The following is a 19,534-nucleotide window of genomic DNA, read 5'->3' as shown; positions in this document are numbered from 1 at the left end:
GCCGCTTCAGGCCAGCCATTCGGGCACGCGCTCGGCATCCATGATCGCGCCCGCCGCGATCCGGTCGGCCACGACGGCGAACTTGTCGCCATCGACCAGCACCTCGGCCACGAAGCCGCGCGAATTGTAGCTCGACGCCATCGTCGCGCCATAGGCACCGGCGGTGCGGAACACCGCGAGATCGCCGCTTTGCAGCGCGTCGCATTCGCGGCCCATCGCGAAGGTGTCGCCGGTTTCGCAGATCGGGCCGACAATGTTCGCGGTCATGTCCGCGCCGGTCGGTTCGACCGCTTCGAAATGATGGTAGGCTCCGTAGAGAGCCGGGCGGGCGAGATCGTTCATCGCCGCATCGACGATCACGAACGGGTGGTTCAGCCCGCGCTTGACCCGCACCACGCGCGTCAGCAGCACTCCGGCATTGCCCGCGATCACCCGGCCCGGCTCGAAGATCAGCTTCACGCCCCAGTCCCGCGTCACCCGCGCGACCATTGCGCCGTATTCGGCCGGGGAGGGCAGCTGTTCGCCCTTGCGATACGGCACTCCCAGCCCGCCGCCGAGATCGACATGGGTGATTGCATGGCCCGCGCCGCGCAGCGCCGCGACCAGTTCGCCCAGCTTGGCGAAGGCGCGTTCGAGCGGTGCCAGTTCGCCGAGCTGGCTGCCGATATGCACCGCGACCCCGCGCAGGTTGACGCCGTCATGGCTCGCGAGCTTGCCGAAGATCTGCCCCGCCTGATCGATCGGCACGCCGAACTTGTTGTCGGCCTTGCCGGTCGAGATCTTGTCGTGCGTCCCGGCATCGACATCCGGGTTGATCCGCAGCGCGCAATGCGCGGTCAGCCCCATTGCGGCGGCGAGTTCGGCCAGCTCGAGGCCCTCTTCCTCGCTCTCGATGTTGAACTGCCCGATCCCCGCTTCGAGCGCGGCAGTCAGCTCGGCGCGGGTCTTGCCGACGCCCGAGAACACGATCAGTTCGGGCGCGATCCCGGCCGCAAGCGCGCGGCGCATCTCGCCGACCGACACGACATCCGCGCCGTATCCCTGCCGCTGCAGCACCTTGAGCACCGCAAGGTTGGGGTTGGACTTGACCGCGAAGGCGATCAGCTTGTCGGGCACATCCGACAGCCCGTCGCGAAACACCTGTGCATGCCGCTCCAGCGTGGCGCGCGAATAGACATAGACCGGCGTCCCGACCTCATCTGCAATGCGCGGCAGCGGCACGTCCTCGGCGTGCAGCACGCCGTCCTTCAGGGCAAAATGGTCCATCGTCTCGTCGGTCTATTCGGGGGCAGGTCGAACGGGTCATCCTCGCGCTCTTCGGAGCGGCGGCGCAATTCCACACTGCGCTGCGGAGCGGCAAGGGTTTCCAGTTCGAGCAGTTCCTCGGCGGTCGGCTGTTCGGGTGCGCCATAGGCGGCGACCGGCAGGCTCGCGCCTTCGGGCGGGGTCAGCTGCGCGCGCGAGCCGCAGGCCGCCAGCGCCAGCGCGCATCCGCAAAGAAGTACTATCCGCATCATCCATCCATCCCGAGCTCGGCGCGAGCGCGCGCAACCTGCAGCCTTACCTGCTCGGGCGCGGTTCCGCCATAGGAGGCGCGCGCGGCGACCGACGCGTCGACCGAGAGGGCGTCGAACACCCGTGCGTCGATCCGCGCGTCGATCGCCTGCAACTCGGCGAGCGGCAGTTCGATCAGCGCGCAATTGCTTTCCTCGGCCAGCTTTACCGCCGCGCCGGTGATGTGGTGCGCCTCGCGGAACGGGATGTCGGCCTCGCGCACCAGCCAGTCGGCGAGATCGGTGGCGGTGGCGAAGCCGAGTTCGGCGGCCTGCCGCATCCGCTCGGTGCGGAAGGTCGCATCGGCGATCATCCCGGTCATCGCGGCGATCGAGAGCTCCATCAGCCCGGCGGCCTCGAACACCGGCGGCTTGTCGTCCTGCATGTCCTTCGAATAGGCGAGCGGCAGGCCCTTCATCGTCACCATCAGCGCGGTGGCGCAGCCGATCACCCGCCCCGCATGGCCGCGCACCAGTTCGGCGGCGTCGGGGTTCTTCTTCTGCGGCATTATCGAGGAGCCGGTCGAGAGCGCATCGGGCATCCGCACAAAGCCGAAGGGCTGGCTCGCCCACAGGATCAGTTCCTCGGCGAGGCGCGAGAGGTGCAGCGCGCACTGGCTCGCGGCGAACAGGTAATCGAGCGCGAAATCGCGGTCGGACACGGCGTCGAGCGAGTTGGCGGTGGGCCGGTCGAAACCGAGCGCTTGCGACGTTGCATCGCGGTCGATCGGGAACCCGGTCCCGGCCAGCGCGGCGCTGCCGAGCGGGCATTCGTTGAGCCGCGTGCGCGCATCGGCGAGCCGCGAGCGGTCGCGGCGAAGCATTGCGTAGTAAGCCATCAGGTGATGCCCCAGCGTCACCGGCTGCGCCGTCTGCAGATGGGTGAAGCCGGGCATGATGCTGTCCGCGTGCTCGCCCGCGCGGGCCACTAGCGCGCGCTGAAGATCGGCCAGCCCAGCATCCATCGCGTCCAGCGCCTCGCGCACCCACAGCTTGAAATCGGTCGCGACCTGATCGTTGCGGCTGCGCGCGGTGTGGAGGCGTCCGGCGGCAGGGCCGATCAGCTCGGTCAGCCGCGCCTCGGTGGTCATGTGGATGTCTTCGAGGTCCCAGTCCTCGGGCACGCCATCCTGCTCGTACTCGCCGGCTATTTGCGCGAGACCGTATGCAATGGCCTTCGCGTCGGCCGCGCTGACGATCCCCTGCTTCGCCAGCATCGCCACATGCGCCTGCGAAGCCGCGATATCCTGCCGCCACAGCGCCTTGTCGAACGGGATCGAGGCATTGATTTCGCGCATGATCGCGCTAGGTCCGTCGGCGAACCTGCCCCCCACATCTGGTTGGAACCCGATATGTCCCGGTCTTTGCTCATAATCGCCCTGTCGGTCTTCGCTCTGGCCGGGTGCGATACGGCCCCCGGCGAGACTTCGCAACGGGAGAGCGCAGCTCCCGCAGCCGACGCGCCCGCGCCGCCGCCGCTGCCGGGCAAGATCGTGCGCGCGCAGGCGGGGACCGAATTGCCCGATCTGACGTTCCAGGACCCGGACGGAAATGCGCTCGCGCTCGCCGATCTGAAGGGCACGCCGGTGCTGCTCAACCTGTGGGCGACATGGTGCGCGCCGTGCGTTGTCGAAATGCCGCTGCTCGACGATCTGGCGGACGAACTGGGCGACGAGGTGAAGGTGCTGACCATCAGCCAGGATATTCGCGGCGCCGAGGTCGTCACGCCGTTCTTCGCCGAGCGCGATTTCCGCAATCTCGAACCGTGGCTCGATCCCGAATCCGAACTCGCGGTGCGATTTACCCAGGGCGGTCTGCTGCCGACCACGATCCTGTTCGATGCCGAAGGCAGGGAAGTGTTCCGCGTCGCGGGCGATTACGAATGGAGCAGTGAGGGCGCGATCGCGGAAATCCGCGCGGCGCTTGCGAAATAAGGGGGTGACCCCTCGCTTGCGCTCGGGAGTTTCGACCCGGATTGATCCCCCGGATCAATTCGTGCCGTCGAAACTGGTGGGCGATGACAGGCTCGAACTGCCGACCCTCTCGGTGTAAACGAGATGCTCTACCAACTGAGCTAATCGCCCCACGGCCAGACCTTCGCCAAAGCGAAGCGGTGGGTGCCATCTAGCGCGCGAATCCTGAAAATCAATTGCTGTCTGGCCTGTGAGGGGCAGCGGGGCTATCGGCGCAGGCGATGAGCATTCCCAATCTCACCGTGCTTGCGACCGGCGGCACCATCGCGGGCAAGGCCGATTCGGCCACCCGGCACGAGTATCGGCCGGGGCAGATCGGGATCGAGGAATTTCTCGGGCTGGTCGCGGACCTCGGCATCGCAGCCAATCTGACAGGCGAGCAGGTCGCCGCTGTCGGTTCGGAGGATATGACACCGGCGATCTGGCACAGGCTGCACGGTGCCATCTCCGCCGCCATCGCCGATCCGGAGTGCAACGGCGTGATCGTCACCCACGGCACCGACACGGTCGAGGAAACCGCGTTCCTGCTCGACCTGACCCTGCCGACCACCAAGCCGGTGGTGCTGGTCGGCGCGATGCGCCCGGCGACGGCGGTGGGCTATGACGGCCTTCGGAATTTCGCCAACGCGATGCGCGTGGCGAGCGACCCGCACGCAGCGGGCCGGGGCGTGCTGGTGGTGATGGGCGAGCGGGTGTTCGCCGCGCGCGACGTGCGCAAGACCCGCACCCGCGGCACCGATGCGTTCCAGGGCTTCCCGCGCGGTTCGGTGGGGCTGGTGACGCCGAGTTCGCTCGACTGGTTTGGTGCGCCGTGGCGGACGGGCGAAGGCGCGCGGTTCGCGTTCCGCGCGGACCTGCCCGACGTGCCGATCCTGTTCGTTCACGCGGGCATGACGCCGGATTACGTGGAGCGGCTAGTCACCGATCACACGCGCGGCGTAGTCGTCTCGGGCGTGGGCGAGGGCAACATGCCCGAACCGGTGCGGCAGGCGTTGGTGGCTCTGGCGGCCAGAGGCATGCCGGTCGTGCGCGCGAGCCGCGTGGACGAGGGGCTGGTCGACCGCGAGCCGGAGGACGACGCAAACCGCTTCGTCGCCGCGCGCGCGCTCAACCCGCAAAAGGCGCGCATCCTGCTGCAAATGCTGATCGCGGCGGGCGAAACCGATCCTGCCGCGATCCAGCGTGCCTTCGATAATCCATGATGGTGAATGGTCCGAACTCCGGCTGCGCAGCAGCCGCAAGGCCGACCGGCCGCCCGCAGCGATGCGATCTTTGATCGCGTGAGCGAGGAAATCGCACGCCGGATGGCGTGCGAAAACCAAAGACTCTCACCCCCAGGGCGTCACCAGATACTTCTCGCCGGTCTTCATCTGGCGATAATCGGTGATCGCGTCCTTGCTTAGCATCTGTTCGAGATTGACCTTCGCCTTGTAGTGGCTCGCAAAGGTCGTGGTGAGGTTCTGCTGCACGCGGGTGCGCATCTTCACCACCGTTTCCATCCCGGCCTTCTGCATGAACGGCGTCAGCAGCCAGCCCTGCACGCACCATTGCAGGCCGTAGGACGGCGTCAGGATCGTCGGGCCGAGGTCGAGCCGACCGTACATGTACATCTTCTTGTCCTGGTTGGAGCCGTAGCGCGAGTATTCGCTCATCTGCGACACCGCGACCTGCTCCATCGCTTTCAGCACATGGTCCGAATTCTGCCCCCCGCCGATCGGATCGAAACCGAGAAACGCGCCGGTTTCCATGATCGCCGCGCGCAGCTGGCTCATGTAATCGTCGTCCGAGGAGTTCACGACCCACTTCGCGCCGAGGCCCTTGAGCAGGTCGACATGCTCCTGCTTGCGGACGATATTGACCAGCTTCATCCCGTCTTCGAGGCAGATCTTGTTGAGCATCTGGCCGAGGTTGGAAGCGGCGGCGAGGTGCACGATCGCATCGTGGCCTTCCATCTTCGCGGTCTCGACGAAGCCCAGCGCGGTCATCGGGTTGACGAACGAGGACGCGCCGGTCTCGCTGTCGTGATCGCCCAGCGGCAGGCACATCATCGCATCGGCGATGGCATACTGGCTGAAGGCGTTGCCGGGGACGCAAGCGACCCGCTGGCCCATCAGCGCCTTCGCCATGTCGCTGTCGCCGGTCGCAACCACCGTGCCCGCGCCTTCGTTACCCGCAGGCAGTCGCTGCCCGTGGCGCGCCTTCTGGCCGGACAAGAACGGTTCGGGCATGGTCGCCACCACTTTCCCGGAAGAATACTCGGCGTTGTCGAAGTCGGCCGCGCTGGTTAGGATCGCGAGGTCGGACGGGTTGATCGGCGCAGCCTCCATCTTGACCAGCACCTGGTTGCCGGTCGGCTCGGGGAAGGACTCCTCGCTGATCTCCAGCGTCAGGTTCCCGTCGGCGGTAAGGGTGGTGAACAGCTGTTTGCCGGTGGTCATTGGTCTTTCTCCTGTGAAATCCTGTCATGCGAGGGTGCGCGCGGAATGAGTTCCACTCCGAGCACCATCAGCGCCCAGATGGCAAGCGTCGGTTGCAGTTTGGGAACCTCGGTGATGTCGAACAGGTCGACCGATATGTAGGGCAGGAATGCGATACTCACCGCCGTGATGGTGGCGTTGAACAGCTTGTATTCGCTCGATCCCAGATACAGGATCAGGATCACGATCGCGGCGCTCAGCATAAGCAGCCCGATGAAATCCCGGACTTCCACGTTCTCCGCTCCGACCAGCACGAATCCCAGCACGGCGCCGAACACGATGTTCATGCCGTCGATATTCGCCCGGTACTCGCGCTCGGTGATCCGAAAGCTGGGCGGTATCCTGTACCAGTTGGACACGCTTACTCCCCCTCTGATGGATAGATCGCTTCGACGAAGTAGAGCCCGTGGGGCGGGGCGTTAAGCCCCAATGCGGCGCGGTCGCGCGCTTCCAGCGCTTCGGGGATCTGCTGCTCGCGCCATGTCCCTTGTCCGACCAGCTTGAGGCAGCCGACCATCGAGCGGACCTGGTGATGCAGGAAACTGCGCGCGGCGGCGTGGATGCGGATGTCCTCTCCTTCGCGTTCGACGTCGAGCCGATCGAGCGTCTTGACCGGGTCCGCCGCCTGGCAATGCGCAGAACGGAAAGTGGTGAAATCGTGCCGCCCGACCAGCGCCTGCGCCGCGCGGTGCATGGCTTCGTGGTCGAGCTCCTGCGCCACCTGCCACGCGCGGTTTTTGTCGAGCGTCAGCGGTGCACGGCGATTGACGATGCGATAGACATAGCGCCGCCCGATGCAGGAGAACCGCGCGTGCCAGTCGTCCGGGACGATTGCGCAATGGGTGACGGCAATTGGATCGGGCCGCAGATGCGCGTTGAGCGCTTCGGACAAGCGGAAGGCGTCGATGTCCTTGTTGAGATCGACATGGCTGCGCATCGCCAGCGCGTGCACCCCGGTATCGGTGCGTCCGGCGCTGTGCAGGGTCGCATCCTCGCCGGTGATCGCGTGGAGCGCCTCCTCGACCGATTGCTGCACGCTCGGCCCGTACTTCTGGCGCTGCAGGCCCTGAAACGGTGTGCCGTCGAATTCGAGAGTGAGCGCGAAGCGGGTCAAGCGAGGCTGGTCCCTGCCGCAACCGGCTTGCCGCGCAGGAAATCGTCGCGGTCCATCGCTGGCTTGCCCGCGCGTTGCAGGCGGACCGGGCGGATCGCGCCGGACCCGCAGGCGATGGTCAGTTCGTCATCGATCACCGTCCCGGGCTCGTCGTTCCCCTCGAACACGGCTGCGCGGAGCAGCTTCACCCGCTCGCCCTCAAGCTCGAACCACGCTCCCGGAAACGGGGCAAGGCCGTGAATGTGCCTAACAACGTCTTCGGCAGGCCGTGCCCAGTCGATCCGCGCTTCGGCCTTGTCGATCTTGGGCGCGTAGGTCGCGAGTGCATCGTCCTGCGGCTGCGGGGCATAACCTTCGAGATTGGCGAGCAGCTCCACCATCGCCCCCGCGCCCAGCTCGGCCAGTTCGGCGGTCAGCTCGCCGGTGGTCTTGCTCGCGATCGGTGTCCGCACGATATGCAGCATCGGCCCGGTGTCGAGCCCGGCCTCCATCTGCATGATCGTCACGCCCGTCTCCTCGTCCCCGGCCATCACCGCGCGGTGGATCGGCGCCGCCCCGCGCCAGCGCGGCAGGATCGAGGCGTGGATATTGAGGCAGCCGTGCTTCGGCGCGTCGAGGATCGGTTGCGGCAAGATCAGCCCATATGCCGCGACCACCGCCACATCGGCCTCGAGCGCGGCAAATTCGGCCTGTGCCTCCGCGTTCCGGAGCGATTTCGGCGTGCGCACTTCCAACCCCAGTTCCTCCGCCTTGGCGTGAACCGGCGAGGGCCGCAGCTTCTTGCCCCGCCCGGAGCGGCTCGGCGGCTGGCTGTAGACGCAGGCGATTTGATGCCCCGCTTCATGCCCCCATTTGTTTAGGGCCACCAGCGCTGGCACCGCAAAGTCCGGCGTTCCCATGAAGATGATGCGCATAAGGTGGATGCCCGAGCTTTGTGAACCGAGCGCCAGCCCCTATCTCTCCCCCCATGGCATCGCAAGAGATCGAAGCGCTCTCCGGCGCTCTCGCCCGGCTTCCGGGTCTCGGCCCGCGCTCGGCGCGGCGGGCGGTGCTGTGGCTGGTCAAGAACCGCGAACAGGCTTTGCCCGCCTTGCTCGAAGCGCTGGATGCGGTGTCGGAGACGCTGGTGGAATGCGCCACCTGCGGCAATGTCGATACGAAGGACCCCTGCGGTATCTGCGCCGATCCCAAGCGCGACGCGAAGGCGCTGTGCGTGGTCGAGGATGTCGCCGACGTCTGGGCGCTCGACCGCGCGCGGCTGTTCCAGGGGCGCTACCACGTACTCGGCGGCAAGCTGTCCGCGCTCGACGGCATCGGCCCGGACGATCTCAATATCGCCAGCCTGCTCGCGCGGGTCGAGGACGGCGGAATCGACGAAGTGGTGCTGGCGATGAACGCCACGCTCGAAGGGCAGACCACCGCGCACTACCTCGCCGAACGGCTGGAGCCGTATGCGCTGCGCATCACCCAGCTTGCGCACGGCCTGCCGGTCGGAGGAGAACTCGATTACCTTGACGAAGGCACGCTCGCGCAGGCGCTCAGGGCGAGGCGGCCGGTAGGATAACCACCAACGTCGAGCACCCACCCCAACCCCTCCCTCAAAGGAGGGGCAGCGAGACTTGCGAGCTTGCTCGCTAGTCGCAGCGGGGTGGGTTTCCGACCCGTTGAAATCCGCGCGACCCCAGACTATTTTCCCAATATGGCTATCCGTGAAATCCTCGAAGTGCCGGACCCCCGGCTCAAGACCGTATCGTCCCCCGTCGAACCGCACGAGTTCGACGATGACCTGCGCACGCTCGTCTCCGACATGTTCGAAACCATGTACGACGCGCCCGGCATCGGGCTGGCGGCAATCCAGGTCGGCGTGCCCAAGCGGGTGCTGGTGATCGACCTGCAGGAACGCGACATGGACGCCGACCCGATCGAGGACGAGGATGGCAACGAACGCCAACCGGTCATCAACGATCCGCGCGTGTTCATCAATCCGGTGATTCTCAATCCGGCGGACGAGCTCAACACCTACGAGGAAGGCTGCCTGTCGGTCCCCGAAATCTTCGCCGATGTCGATCGCCCGGCGACCTGCACGGTCAAATATCAGGACCTCGACGGAAAGGAGCACACCGAAGATCTCGAAGGCCTGCTCTCGACCTGCCTGCAGCACGAGATGGACCACCTCGAAGGGATCCTGTTCATCGATCACCTGTCGCGGCTGAAGCGCCAGATGGCGCTCAAGAAGCTGAAGAAGATCAGGCAGGCGGCGTAGTTCTCGTTTCGAACGCGCATCCGCGCGTTCGTCCTCGGCGCTGTTCCTCCGCTTCGCTACGGGCGCCTGCGGGCGGGCTTGCAGGTGTGCTTTGCACGTCTGCGTCTCCGACTTCGACTCCGCCCTTGCGGGCCTTTGGCCCGATTTGGCACTTCGTCACCCCGGACTTGATCCGGGGTCGGGCTTCTTTTCGGGGATATCCTACACGGCGCTGGTGTTCCTATTTTGTTCCGTGCTATAAGAAGGCATGGAACAACCGATTCTCTTGATTGTAGCGCTCGTCGTCGGTGTCGGATTGGGCGGCGGCGGCGTTTGGTTCTTTGCCTCGAAATCCGCTGCCGATCTGCGCGAGCGACTCGCCGAGCGCGAGGGCGACTTCAAGAAAGCCATCGCCGAACTGGGCGAGGCGAAGGTCGATCTTTCCGCCGCCAACGAACGTGCGGCGCGGGCCGATGCGCTGGCGGGCGAATTGGACCGGACGCGCGAGGAGAATGCCGCGTTCAGGGCGGAGCGCGCCGGGTTTGCCGAGCAGAAGAAGCTCCTCGAAGAATCGCGCGACAAGCTTTTGAAGGAATTCGAGAACACCGGCGCTGCGGTACTGTCCAAGGCGCAGGAGGCATTCCTGCGCCGCGCCGACGAACGCTTCAAGCAATCCGAGGAAGCCGGCGAGCAGAAGATCAAGGCGCTGCTCAGCCCGGTGGGCGAGCGGCTCGAGAAGTACGAAAAGCAGGTCGAAACTCTGGAGAAGCAGCGGGTCGATGCGTTCGGGCAGTTAAATGGCCTGATCCAGTCGATGCGCGAGGGGCAGGAAGAGGTCCGGCGCGAGGCGCAGCGGCTCGGCAATTCGCTCACCAACGCGCCCAAGGCGCGCGGGCGCTGGGGCGAGCGGGCGCTGCAGAACCTGCTCGAACAATGCGGCCTCGCGCAGCACACCGATTTCATCATGGAGCATTCGGTCGACACCGACGAGGGCCGGTTGCGCCCCGATGCGATCATCAACGTGCCGGGCCAGAAGAAGCTGGTGATCGATTCCAAGGTCTCGCTCAACGCCTACCAGGCCGCGTTCGAGGCGGATGAGGACAGCGAGCGCGAACGCCATCTCGGTCTCCACGCCAAGTCGATGCGCAACCATGTCCAGACGCTCGGCGCGAAGAGCTACCAGAGCCAGTTCGAGGAAGCGCCCGACTACGTCATCATGTTCGTGCCGGGCGAACACTTCGTCACCGCCGCATTAGACGCGGACCCGGAGCTGTGGGATTTCGCCTTCGAGCGCCGGGTGCTGCTCGCCACCCCGACCAACCTCGTCGCCATCGCGCGCACCGTCGCGCAAGTCTGGCGGCAGGACGGGCTGGCGAAAGAGGCGCAGGAAATCGGCAAGATGGGCGCGGAGCTTTACGACCGGCTGCGCGTTGCCGCCGATCACCTCAAGCGCGTGGGCGGCGGCCTCGAAACCGCAGTCAACAATTACAACAAGTTCGTCGGCAGCTTCGAGCGCAACGTCCTGTCTTCGGGTAAGCGGCTTGCCGACAAGGGGATCGAGATCGGCAAGCGCGAGATCGACGAGGTTCCGCTGGTCGAAAGCGCGCCGCGCTACAATGCCGAGGATGCCGAAGCGGTCGACAAGGCGGAGAACAGGGCCGAGAGCGCCTTTCCCGGACTGGAAGACCGGCGCGACGCGGCGGAGTAGCGCTTTCCTACACGATCAGCGGCTGTCAGGATGCCTGCGGCTCTTTCACATCGCCGTCCGCAATCCCAAACCGAGTTGGCGAAGCGTCAACTTCGCTTTTTCGCTTCAAGTCGTTCTGAACATTAAGAAATTTGCCAGGATTGCCGCATGACACTGTGTCAGGTGTGTCAACTTGGCCCTTCGAGGCTCTCCAGCACTTCGTAGGCCAGCACCGCGCCCGCGACCGCCGCGTTGAGGCTGTCGGCGCGGCCGCGCATCGGCATCGTCACCCGCAGATCGCACTCAGCCTCGTAGGCTTCGGGCAGACCCTGCGATTCGTTGCCGACCAGGATGAAGCACGGCGCCTCGTAGGCCGCGCCCCGATACGGCACCGCATCGCGCAGGCTCGCGGCCACCAGCTGTCCGGCACCCCCGCGCAGCCACGGCACGAATTCCTCCCACCGCGCCTGCGCCAGCTGCTGCGTGAACACCGCGCCCATGCTCGCGCGCACGGCCTCGGCGCTGAACGGATCGGCGCAATCGTCGATCAGGATCACCCCGCCCGCGCCGACGGCATCGCCGGTGCGCAACATCGTGCCGAGATTGCCGGGATCGCGCAAAGCCTGCGCCACCAGCCAGATCGGTGCCGCCTCGCGCGCGATCCGCCCGAGCGACGTGTCCCATTCGTCGAACACCCCGACCACGCTCTGCGCGTTCGACTTGCCGGTGATCTTCGAAAGAATGTCCGGCGTCGTCTCGATCACTTCACCGCCCGCTGCCACGACTTCGCCTTCGAGCCGGGTCAGCAGTTCATGCGGCTCGCGCCCCTCGGCCATCACCAGCTGGCGCGGCAGGCGGCCACCGGCGCGCGCATCCTCGAGTAGTCGAAGGCCCTCGACCAGGAATTGCCCGGCGCGCTTGCGGTGCTTCTTGTCGCGCAGCGAGCGCAGGTACTTGACCGTGGGATTGGAAAATCCGGAGATGTGCTTGCGCATGGTCCGACCTGTAGCCCGCGCGTCAGTCTTCGCCAAACCCGCCCTCGATCATCGCGCCGAGCTGTTCGAAAGCCGCTTCGGCGTCATCGCCTGCGACGATCAGTTCGACCGTGTCGCCCTTCGCCGCGCCCAGCATCATCAGGCCGAGGATCGAGCCGCCTGCCGCCTCGTGCCCGCCCTTGGCGACGCGCACCTGCGTGCCGTCGGACAGTGCGGCAACCGCGCCGACGAACTTCGCGCTGGCTCGGGCATGGAGCCCGCGCTGGTTCACGATCGTGATCTGACGCCGCAATTCGCTCATCGCGATCGCCTCAACCCTTGCCGCCTGCAGCGCTCGCTGCCGATTTCGTGTCGTGGCCGAGCAGTTCGCTGGCGACCGTGATGTAGTTGCGACCGGCCGTCTGCGCCGCTTCGACCGCTTCGACCACGCTCATCGATTTGCGCGCCCCGGCGAGGCGAATCAGCATCGGCAGGTTGATCCCGGCGATGACTTCGACCTTTCCCGCTTCGAGCAGCGAGATCGCCAGATTTGATGGAGTGCCGCCGAACAGGTCGGTCAGCACGATCACGCCGCTGCCGTCCTCGACCTGCTTGATCGCCTTGGCGATTTCGGCGCGGCGCTGTTCCATGTCGTCATGCGGGCCGATGCAGACCGTCGCGACACCGTCCTGCGGGCCGACGACATGCTGCATCGCTTCCACGAATTGCTCGGCCAAGCGGCCGTGCGTCACCAGGATCAAGCCAATCATGCGTGAAATTCGGTCCGTTAGCCTATCTGCGCGACACGTCTTACCCAGCAATCCGGTCGGCGCGGTCAGCGGCGTTCGCGTTCGAGTTCGTCGGCGGCGCGCGAGCCAAGGTTGCGGTGGCGGACAGTGGGCGAAAATCCGGCCTCGCGCAAGCCTTGGGCCATGCGTTCGGCGGTGAATACCGAGCGATGTCTCCCCCCGGTACAGCCGAATGCGACATGGACATAGGCCTTGCCCTGCGCCTGATACAGCGGAAGCAGGGTGAGCAGGAGGTCGTGAATCTGCTCGAATGCCGGGCCGAAGGCCGGATCGCGCTCGATATGTTCGGCGACCGGCGCATCCTCACCGGTCAGTTCGCGCAACCCTTCGATCCAGTGCGGATTGTCGAGAAACCGCATGTCGAACACGAGATCGGCGAGCGGGGGCATGCCGCGTGCAAAACCGAAGCTCGATACCGTCAGCGTCAGGGTTTCGGGGCTGGTTTCGCCGAACAGGTCGCGGACATGGCCCTGCAGATCGTTGGCCGACATGTCGCTGGTGTCGACGACGATATCGGCCCAACGCCGCAGCGGCTCGAGCAATTCGCGCTCGGCCGCGATCCCTTCGCGCAAGGGGCGGTCCTGCGCCATCGGATGGCGGCGGCGGGTCTCGTTGTAGCGCCGTTCGACCTCGCCGCCGGCGCAATCGAGAAACATGAAACTGACCGTCAGATCGTTGCGCTCAGCCAGATCCTTGACCAGCGCGATGATGTCGCTTGGCACGAATCCACGGGTGCGCGAATCGAACCCGATCGCGAGGCGACCATGCTGACCGTCCGGCCTGGAGACGAGCCGTTTGAGCAGGCGCACCGGGAAATTGTCGATCGTCTCCCAACCGAGATCCTCCAGCACGTCGAGCGTGGTCGATTTTCCGGCACCCGACAGGCCCGTCAGCAGCAGCAGGCGCTGCCCTGCGGCGGAGTCGGGCGGCGGGGTGGAAAGGGAATCTGGGGCCTGAGCCATGCACCTGTTGTCGCGATATTCCGGGACAAAGAAAAGCGTCTTGTGGACGGGACCGGAAATTCGCCGCTCAATCGGGTGCGAGGCCGTGGCGATGCAACGCCCACTCCGCCCGCACCGCCGGCGCGATCGCACCCGGGGTGAAGGCGAGGGCCGGGACGCCGAGACCCAGAAACACGCGCTCCTGTGCGCTGTCGGGTAACCGCTCGGCATCGGCGGCCAGCGACAGGATCAGCGCCAGCGGCGCAGGCGGCGCGACGGGCAACTCGATCAGGCCAACGTTGCGGATTTCGATCAGGCCGGTGGTGTTGGGCGGCGGTGTGGCGATCAGGCGCTCCCCTTGCCGGGTCAGGATCACCCCGTCGTCTCCGATCAGGCGGGCTCCGCGATCGATCAACGCCAGCGCGAGGCTCGATTTGCCGCTTCCCGGTGGCCCTTCGAGCAGGAGCGCACGGCCCGAAATCGCGACCGCGCTGGCCTGGATGAGGAGGCTTGCGCCGTCGCTCACGTGGCCGGCAACCGGAGCCGCATGCACGCGCCCGGCTTGCCATCGGGCCGGGCTTCGGCAGCGAGCGATCCGTCGTGCGCTTCGGCGATGGTCCGCGCGATGGCGAGGCCGAGGCCCGAATGGTTGCCGAAATCCTCCGCATCGGGGCGCACCGAATGGAACCGCTGGAACACCTTCTCGCGCGAATCCTCCGGGATGCCGGGGCCGGAATCGCACACCATCAACGTGACGCAATCCCCGTCATTGTCGATGATGACCTCGATCGGTGCATCCGGGGGCGAGAACGAGACCGCGTTGTCGAGCAGGTTTTCGACCACCCGTTCGAGCCGTGCACCCACTCCGAGCACCCTCGCGGCGAAACCGCGGGTGACCAGCTCGATCCGGTGGTCCTGGTTCTCGGCACGGTGTTCGCGGCTGCCGATGATGGCGCGGACCAGGTCGGCCATGTCGATCCGTTCGAGCTTGGCGCGCGACATCTCGGAATCGATCCGGCTCGCATCGGAGATCTCCGAAACCAGCCGATCGATCCGGCGCACGTCGTGGGTGATGATCTGTTCGAGCTCGCGCCGCGTGTCGCTGTCGCTCACCTTGGGAAGCGATTCGACTGCGCTGCGCAGGCTTGCCAGCGGGTTCTTGATCTCGTGCGCGACATCGGCGGCGAAACTGTCGACCGCATCGATCCGGTGGCGCAGCGCCGCCGTCATGTCGGACACCGCGCGGGCCAGCAGGCCGATTTCGTCGCTGCGTTCGGGCAGGCGCGGAACCTCGACCTCGCGCTCACGACCCTGCCGCACCTTCACCGCGGCGGTTGCAAGCTGGCGCAACGGGGTGACGATGGTACGCGCGAGATAGAGCGACAGCATCGCTGATGCGAACAGCACCAGCAGCACCGATGTCACCAGCGTCGTTCGCGCCGATCGCACGGTTGCGGTGATGTCCACCGCGTTGCGCACGGTCAGCAGGGTCGCTCCGTTCAGCCCTACCGGGGCGGCTGCGGTGATCACCGGGGTGCCATCGCGCCAATCGTAGAGGTTGACCTGGCTCAGCCGCTCTTCGCGGGCGCGGACCAGTTCGGGCCAGGCATCCGCGGTTTCCGCTTCGCGCGGGACATAATCGGTGACCGGTTCGGCGCTGACGATCGTGTCGACCGTGCGGTCGAGCCAGCGCGCGAATTGCTGGTCCCAGGTATCGTCGGAGATGTCGTCGAAGGTGAAAGAGGGTTCGGCGAGCTGAAAACTGTCCGCCCACAGGCGGCCCTCGGCGTCGAACATCCGCAGCCGCATCCGCTGTTCCTTGCCGATCTGCACCAGCAGCGCCTCCTGCCGCTCGCGGGTGGCGCCTGCCAGCGCTTCGGCGGTGATCTGCGCTTCGATCCGGGCGAGCTTGAAGCGTTCGTTGATCAGCTGGGTGCGATAGGTGTCGAGATAGAACAGCCCGCCGCCGAGCACCGTGAGCGGCAGGATGTTGACCGCGAGAATGCGCGCGGTGAGCGAAAACCGCCCAACCGGGCTCAGCCGCTCGCCGCCTCGCCCGACGCTGGGCGAATCCTCGGCACTGCCGGGCGGAACCGCGATCTCAGCCATCGTTGAAGCTGTATCCGGCGCCGTACAGGGTATCGATCGCGCCGAACTCGGGATCGACCGCGCGGAACTTGCGCCGCATCCGCTTGATATGGCTGTCGACCGTGCGATCGTCGACGAACACGTCGTCGGGATAGGCGGCATCCATCAACTGGTTGCGGCTCTTGATGACGCCGGGCCGCGCGGCCAGCGCTTCCAGGATCAGGAACTCGGTCACCGTCAGGCTGACCGGGCGACCGTTCCAGGTGACGTGATGGCGCGCCGGGTCCATGTACAGCCGTCCGCGATCGATGCTGGGGTGTACCGGTTCGATCTCGCCCGGCTCGGCACCGAATTCGCGGCTCGGATCGGCGCGTCGCAGGATGGCGCGAATGCGCGCGATCAGCAGGCGCAGGCTGAACGGCTTGGCAAGGTAATCGTCCGCACCCAGCTCCAGCCCGGCTTCCTCGTCGGCCTCGTCGTCCTTGCTGGTGAGGAAGATCACCGGAAGCGGCGAATGCTCGCGCACCCGGCGCAGCAGCTCCATCCCGTCCATCTTGGGCATCTTGATATCGAACACCGCGAGATCGGGCGGGTTTTCGATCAGCGCCTTCAGCGCCGTCTCGCCATCGGAATAGAGGCGGGTGACGAATCCTTCGGCCTGGAGGGCGATCGAGACGGTGGTAAGGATGTTGCGATCGTCGTCGACCAGCGCGATCACCACGGCATCGTCGCGCCGTTGCCCCTCCCCGTTGTTTTCGACCATCGCAGAACCTCCTGCGGAATGACTAGCGGCATAGCCGATCGGAAACAACGCCAGCATGCGGTCCGCGAATCGCCGCCCAGACCGCAGCTGGGCGCGCGCAGAAATCTGTTGATGGCAGGCGGTGCAGAGCGGTTTGACGGCATAGTAGGGCGCTTCTATGAAAATTTTGCAGGGGATCGGACCGGCGCTCGAATCGCATCGGATTTGCACGCTTCGCGCCGGGCAGAACGATCCCTTTTCCGGCTCGCACCGGGCCATGGCTCAGGAGATTCCGTTTTGACCCCCCTCGCTCATTCGCTTTCGTCCCAGGGCATCGAAACCCGGGCGCAGATTCGCGCCAACCTCGGCACACCGGCGCTGGTCGAAGCCGCGCTTGCCGCAAAGGAAGGGGCGCTGTCGCAGCACGGCGCGCTTGTGGTCGAAACGGGCGCGCATACCGGGCGCAGCGCCAAGGACAAGTTCATCGTCCGCGACAGCGAGACCGAGGACACGGTGTGGTGGGGCAAGGTGAACGTACCGATGACGCCCGAACACTTCGCTGCGCTCAGGGCCGATTTCATGGCCGCGCTGGCCGACAGGGAAACGCTATACGTCGCGGACCTGTTCGGCGGTTCGCAGCCGGAACACCGGGTCAATGTCCGCGTGATCAACGAGCTGGCGTGGCACAACCTGTTCATCCGCACGATGCTGGTCCGTCCGACCAGCGCGGAGCTGAGCGGTTTTGCGCCCGAATACACGATCATCGACCTGCCGAGCTTCCGGGCCGACCCCGAACGCCACGGTACGCGCAGCGAAACGGTAATTGCCGTCAACTTCTCCGAAAAACTGATCCTCATCGGCGGCACCCGCTATGCCGGCGAAATGAAGAAGAGCGTGTTCGGCATCCTCAATTATCTCCTCCCTGACAAGGGCGTGATGCCGATGCATTGTTCGGCCAATATCGGTCCCGATAACAAGACGGCGGTGTTCTTCGGCCTGTCGGGCACCGGCAAGACCACGCTGTCAGCCGATGCATCGCGCACGCTGATCGGCGATGACGAGCACGGCTGGTCGGATACCGCGGTCTTCAATTTCGAAGGCGGCTGCTACGCCAAGATGATCCGCCTGTCCGAAGAGGCCGAGCCGGAAATTTACGCGACCACGCGCCGGTTCGGCACGGTGCTCGAGAACGTGGTGATGGATCCGCAATCGCGCGCGCTCGATCTCGACGACAATGCGCTCGCGGAAAACACCCGCGGGGCCTATCCGATCGACTACATCCCCAATACCAGCGCCGACAATCTCGGCCCGGTCCCGGCTAATGTGGTGATGCTGACGGCCGACGCTTTCGGCGTGCTGCCGCCGATCGCCCGGCTGACGCCGGAACAGGCGATGTATCACTTCCTGTCGGGCTACACCGCCAAGGTCGCGGGGACCGAAATCGGCGTCACCGAACCGGAAGCGACCTTCAGCACCTGTTTCGGCGCGCCTTTCATGCCGCGCCACCCGAGCATTTACGGCAACCTGCTGAAGGAGCGGATCGCCAAGGGGCAGGTGCAATGCTGGTTGCTCAACACCGGCTGGACCGGGGGCAAATACGGGACCGGTCACCGGATGCCGATCAAGGCTACCCGCGCGCTGCTCAACGCCGCGCTCGACGGCGATCTCGACCAGGTCGAATACCGCCAGGATGCCAATTTCGGTTTCGATGTGCCGGTTCACGTCCCGGTGCTTGCCGAACAGGGTATCGACCAGTCGATCCTCGATCCGCGCAGCACCTGGCCCGACCCGGAACAGTACGACGCCACGGCGGGCAAGCTGGTGCAGCTGTTCATCGACAACTTTGCCGAGTTTGCGGCGCATGTCGACGATGGCGTGCGGCAGGCGGCTCCGGCATCGCCGGTGGCGGCCTGATCGCTAGGCGATGGCGCCGGGGGTCAGTCGGCGCCGTTTCCGATCCGGTTGACCGGACGCGGCAGGCAGAACCGCCCGTAGATCGCGCGGTGGTCCGATCCGTTGTCGGGCAGGATTTCGAACGCGGCAATCTCGACTTCCCCGGTGACCATGATCTGGTCGAGCGGCCAGCCGATCGGGAGCAGGTTTGACGGGAATGTCGGATACGTCCCGCGCCCGACCCGCGGATCGCGCCATTCGCCGCGCTCGCGGAATGCCTCGGTGGTGCTCGACCACGGCACATCGTTGAAATCGCCCATCACGATCCCGCCCGCGATCGATCCCTGCGCCTCGTCTGCCGCGCGCAGGATCGAGCGATCGCGTTCATCGGTGTCCTGCCCCGGCAGCGGCGCCTTGGGATGCAGACCGATGAAGCGAACCAGATCGGCATCGCTCGCGCGCAACAGGGCATAGATGGTGGGCGTGTCCTCACCCTCGCGCTCCACGACATCGGTGTCGGCGACCGCGATACGGCTCGCGAACACCTTGCCGAACGTATCTTCCTGCGGGTGTTCGCGGACATGCGGATATCGCGCGGTCAGCGGGCGCAGTTCCTCGATCCATTCGGCGTTGGTCTCGGTCAGCAGCAGCACGTCGGGATCGACCTGTTCGATCTGCGCGATCATGCCGGCGTAGTCGGGATTGTCCATCAGGACATTGGCGGACATGGCCGTGAAGCACTGTTCGTCGCGCGTTCCGTCGACCAGATCGAGTTCGGTCGCGGCAAAGGTCGAATAGGGCCAGATGCACACCGTGTTGACCAGCGCCGCCGTGCCGAAGGTGGCCGCGATCCACCCGCGATATTTCCGGGCGAAGGCCAGGCCGGTGGCCAGCAAGACCAGCATGACATACGTCATCGGTTCGCGCACCAGGTCGACCGCGCGCACCAGCCACCAATCGGTGTCGATCAGCGACACCAGCACCGCCAGCAGCGCGATGACGCCCAGCGCGAACAGAAACTGGCCAAGTCGAATCATGATG

Annotated in this window: 21 protein-coding genes and 1 tRNA gene; 6 read left to right on the top strand and 16 right to left on the bottom strand. The window is 65.8% G+C overall.

The window, feature by feature from the left end; translation table 11 throughout:
• Window positions 1-6: 6 nt before the first annotated feature.
• Genes lysA through argH form a run of 3 tightly spaced genes read right to left on the bottom strand, consistent with a single transcriptional unit; the run spans window position 7 to window position 2,851 of the window.
• Window positions 7-1,266, bottom strand: coding sequence for a diaminopimelate decarboxylase (gene lysA / locus KDC96_RS08560; RefSeq protein ID WP_212448050.1), 1,260 nt, complete (start codon window positions 1,264-1,266; stop codon window positions 7-9).
• Window positions 1,248-1,514 (bottom strand): hypothetical protein, encoded by a 267-nt coding sequence (locus KDC96_RS08555; protein WP_212452533.1) that lies wholly within the window; start codon window positions 1,512-1,514, stop codon window positions 1,248-1,250. Before KDC96_RS08555 ends, lysA begins: the two co-directional genes overlap by 19 nt.
• Window positions 1,514-2,851: an argininosuccinate lyase gene (gene argH / locus KDC96_RS08550; RefSeq protein ID WP_212448049.1), complete on the bottom strand. Its 1,338-nt coding sequence runs from the start codon at window positions 2,849-2,851 to the stop codon at window positions 1,514-1,516. Before argH ends, KDC96_RS08555 begins: the two co-directional genes overlap by 1 nt.
• 66 nt (window positions 2,852-2,917) lie before the next feature.
• Between argH and KDC96_RS08545 the strand changes: the two genes are divergently transcribed.
• Window positions 2,918-3,487 carry a TlpA disulfide reductase family protein gene (locus KDC96_RS08545; protein WP_249171727.1) on the top strand — a complete coding sequence of 190 codons (570 nt, stop codon included), beginning with the start codon at window positions 2,918-2,920 and terminating at the stop codon, window positions 3,485-3,487.
• Window positions 3,488-3,561: 74 nt separating this feature from the next.
• On the opposite strand, the gene KDC96_RS08540 is transcribed toward KDC96_RS08545, so the two are convergent.
• Window positions 3,562-3,637, bottom strand: a tRNA-Val gene (locus KDC96_RS08540).
• Between the two features lie 110 nt (window positions 3,638-3,747).
• On the opposite strand from KDC96_RS08540, the gene KDC96_RS08535 reads away from it, so the two are divergent.
• The gene (locus tag KDC96_RS08535) at window positions 3,748-4,728 is read left to right on the top strand and encodes an asparaginase (protein WP_212448047.1); all 981 of its coding nucleotides are present in this window, start codon (window positions 3,748-3,750) and stop codon (window positions 4,726-4,728) included.
• 126 nt (window positions 4,729-4,854) lie between these two features.
• Here KDC96_RS08535 and KDC96_RS08530 read toward each other — a convergent pair whose 3' ends face one another.
• Genes KDC96_RS08530 through fmt form a run of 4 tightly spaced genes read right to left on the bottom strand, consistent with a single transcriptional unit; the run spans window position 4,855 to window position 8,031 of the window.
• Window positions 4,855-5,964: a zinc-binding dehydrogenase gene (locus KDC96_RS08530; RefSeq protein ID WP_212448046.1), complete on the bottom strand. Its 1,110-nt coding sequence runs from the start codon at window positions 5,962-5,964 to the stop codon at window positions 4,855-4,857.
• Complete coding sequence (locus KDC96_RS08525; protein ID WP_212448045.1) at window positions 5,961-6,362, bottom strand: hypothetical protein; 402 nt, start codon at window positions 6,360-6,362, stop codon at window positions 5,961-5,963. The genes KDC96_RS08530 and KDC96_RS08525 overlap by 4 nt, the downstream gene beginning before the upstream one ends.
• 2 nt (window positions 6,363-6,364) lie before the next feature.
• The gene (gene truA, locus KDC96_RS08520; protein ID WP_212448044.1) at window positions 6,365-7,117 is read right to left on the bottom strand and encodes a tRNA pseudouridine(38-40) synthase TruA; all 753 of its coding nucleotides are present in this window, start codon (window positions 7,115-7,117) and stop codon (window positions 6,365-6,367) included.
• Window positions 7,114-8,031 (bottom strand): methionyl-tRNA formyltransferase, encoded by a 918-nt coding sequence (gene fmt, locus KDC96_RS08515; protein WP_212448043.1) that lies wholly within the window; start codon window positions 8,029-8,031, stop codon window positions 7,114-7,116. The genes truA and fmt overlap by 4 nt, the downstream gene beginning before the upstream one ends.
• Before the next feature lie 53 nt (window positions 8,032-8,084).
• On the opposite strand from fmt, the gene recR reads away from it, so the two are divergent.
• From recR to KDC96_RS08500, 3 genes are all read left to right on the top strand, one after another.
• Window positions 8,085-8,681, top strand: coding sequence for a recombination mediator RecR (recR, locus tag KDC96_RS08510; RefSeq protein ID WP_212448042.1), 597 nt, complete (start codon window positions 8,085-8,087; stop codon window positions 8,679-8,681).
• A gap of 135 nt (window positions 8,682-8,816) precedes the next feature.
• Window positions 8,817-9,380, top strand: a complete 564-nt coding sequence (def, locus tag KDC96_RS08505) for a peptide deformylase (protein WP_212448041.1) — start codon at window positions 8,817-8,819, stop codon at window positions 9,378-9,380.
• Window positions 9,381-9,627: 247 nt separating this feature from the next.
• Window positions 9,628-11,067, top strand: a complete 1,440-nt coding sequence (locus KDC96_RS08500) for a DNA recombination protein RmuC (RefSeq protein ID WP_212448040.1) — start codon at window positions 9,628-9,630, stop codon at window positions 11,065-11,067.
• Between the two features lie 167 nt (window positions 11,068-11,234).
• On the opposite strand, the gene KDC96_RS08495 is transcribed toward KDC96_RS08500, so the two are convergent.
• From KDC96_RS08495 to KDC96_RS08465, 7 genes are all read right to left on the bottom strand, one after another.
• Window positions 11,235-12,041, bottom strand: a complete 807-nt coding sequence (locus KDC96_RS08495; RefSeq protein WP_212448039.1) for an RNA methyltransferase — start codon at window positions 12,039-12,041, stop codon at window positions 11,235-11,237.
• Window positions 12,042-12,063: 22 nt separating this feature from the next.
• Window positions 12,064-12,342 carry an HPr family phosphocarrier protein gene (locus KDC96_RS08490; protein WP_212448038.1) on the bottom strand — a complete coding sequence of 93 codons (279 nt, stop codon included), beginning with the start codon at window positions 12,340-12,342 and terminating at the stop codon, window positions 12,064-12,066.
• A 10-nt stretch (window positions 12,343-12,352) separates the two neighbouring features.
• Window positions 12,353-12,790 (bottom strand): PTS sugar transporter subunit IIA, encoded by a 438-nt coding sequence (locus KDC96_RS08485; RefSeq protein ID WP_212448037.1) that lies wholly within the window; start codon window positions 12,788-12,790, stop codon window positions 12,353-12,355.
• A 65-nt stretch (window positions 12,791-12,855) separates the two neighbouring features.
• Complete coding sequence (gene rapZ, locus KDC96_RS08480; RefSeq protein ID WP_212448036.1) at window positions 12,856-13,791, bottom strand: RNase adapter RapZ; 936 nt, start codon at window positions 13,789-13,791, stop codon at window positions 12,856-12,858.
• A 67-nt stretch (window positions 13,792-13,858) separates the two neighbouring features.
• Window positions 13,859-14,296 (bottom strand): HPr kinase/phosphorylase, encoded by a 438-nt coding sequence (locus KDC96_RS08475; RefSeq protein ID WP_249171726.1) that lies wholly within the window; start codon window positions 14,294-14,296, stop codon window positions 13,859-13,861.
• Window positions 14,293-15,879 carry an ATP-binding protein gene (locus KDC96_RS08470; RefSeq protein ID WP_212448035.1) on the bottom strand — a complete coding sequence of 529 codons (1,587 nt, stop codon included), beginning with the start codon at window positions 15,877-15,879 and terminating at the stop codon, window positions 14,293-14,295. The genes KDC96_RS08475 and KDC96_RS08470 overlap by 4 nt, the downstream gene beginning before the upstream one ends.
• Window positions 15,872-16,621, bottom strand: a complete 750-nt coding sequence (locus KDC96_RS08465) for a response regulator transcription factor (protein WP_212448034.1) — start codon at window positions 16,619-16,621, stop codon at window positions 15,872-15,874. The genes KDC96_RS08470 and KDC96_RS08465 overlap by 8 nt, the downstream gene beginning before the upstream one ends.
• Before the next feature lie 276 nt (window positions 16,622-16,897).
• Here KDC96_RS08465 and KDC96_RS08460 point away from each other — a divergent pair, with 276 nt between their 5' ends.
• Entirely contained in the window at window positions 16,898-18,514 is a 1,617-nt protein-coding gene (locus tag KDC96_RS08460) for a phosphoenolpyruvate carboxykinase (RefSeq protein ID WP_212448033.1), read from the top strand.
• Window positions 18,515-18,537: 23 nt separating this feature from the next.
• Here KDC96_RS08460 and KDC96_RS08455 read toward each other — a convergent pair whose 3' ends face one another.
• Window positions 18,538-19,530 carry an endonuclease/exonuclease/phosphatase family protein gene (locus KDC96_RS08455; RefSeq protein ID WP_212448032.1) on the bottom strand — a complete coding sequence of 331 codons (993 nt, stop codon included), beginning with the start codon at window positions 19,528-19,530 and terminating at the stop codon, window positions 18,538-18,540.
• Between the last annotated feature and the right edge of the window lie 4 nt (window positions 19,531-19,534).

This window comes from Erythrobacter sp. JK5 (genome assembly GCF_018205975.1).
Lineage (GTDB): Bacteria > Pseudomonadota > Alphaproteobacteria > Sphingomonadales > Sphingomonadaceae > Erythrobacter.
The sequence above is the reverse complement of the archived record's forward strand: the minus strand, read 5'-3'. Positions and strand labels throughout refer to the sequence as shown.

Bases quoted from the DNA above. Each gene is read 5' to 3' on its own strand.
- rapZ (WP_212448036.1), bottom strand. From the start codon at position 13,791: ATGGCTCAGGCCCCAGATTCCCTTTCCACCCCGCCGCCCGACTCCGCC.
- KDC96_RS08500 (WP_212448040.1), top strand. From the start codon at position 9,628: ATGGAACAACCGATTCTCTTGATTGTAGCGCTCGTCGTCGGTGTCGGA.
- lysA (WP_212448050.1), bottom strand. From the start codon at position 1,266: ATGGACCATTTTGCCCTGAAGGACGGCGTGCTGCACGCCGAGGACGTG.
- KDC96_RS08495 (WP_212448039.1), bottom strand. From the start codon at position 12,041: ATGCGCAAGCACATCTCCGGATTTTCCAATCCCACGGTCAAGTACCTG.
- fmt (WP_212448043.1), bottom strand. From the start codon at position 8,031: ATGCGCATCATCTTCATGGGAACGCCGGACTTTGCGGTGCCAGCGCTG.
- argH (WP_212448049.1), bottom strand. From the start codon at position 2,851: ATGCGCGAAATCAATGCCTCGATCCCGTTCGACAAGGCGCTGTGGCGG.
- KDC96_RS08455 (WP_212448032.1), bottom strand. From the start codon at position 19,530: ATGATTCGACTTGGCCAGTTTCTGTTCGCGCTGGGCGTCATCGCGCTG.
- KDC96_RS08530 (WP_212448046.1), bottom strand. From the start codon at position 5,964: ATGACCACCGGCAAACAGCTGTTCACCACCCTTACCGCCGACGGGAAC.
- KDC96_RS08490 (WP_212448038.1), bottom strand. From the start codon at position 12,342: ATGAGCGAATTGCGGCGTCAGATCACGATCGTGAACCAGCGCGGGCTC.
- KDC96_RS08470 (WP_212448035.1), bottom strand. From the start codon at position 15,879: ATGGCTGAGATCGCGGTTCCGCCCGGCAGTGCCGAGGATTCGCCCAGC.
- KDC96_RS08485 (WP_212448037.1), bottom strand. From the start codon at position 12,790: ATGATTGGCTTGATCCTGGTGACGCACGGCCGCTTGGCCGAGCAATTC.
- KDC96_RS08535 (WP_212448047.1), top strand. From the start codon at position 3,748: ATGAGCATTCCCAATCTCACCGTGCTTGCGACCGGCGGCACCATCGCG.
- def (WP_212448041.1), top strand. From the start codon at position 8,817: ATGGCTATCCGTGAAATCCTCGAAGTGCCGGACCCCCGGCTCAAGACC.
- KDC96_RS08555 (WP_212452533.1), bottom strand. From the start codon at position 1,514: ATGCGGATAGTACTTCTTTGCGGATGCGCGCTGGCGCTGGCGGCCTGC.
- recR (WP_212448042.1), top strand. From the start codon at position 8,085: ATGGCATCGCAAGAGATCGAAGCGCTCTCCGGCGCTCTCGCCCGGCTT.
- KDC96_RS08465 (WP_212448034.1), bottom strand. From the start codon at position 16,621: ATGGTCGAAAACAACGGGGAGGGGCAACGGCGCGACGATGCCGTGGTG.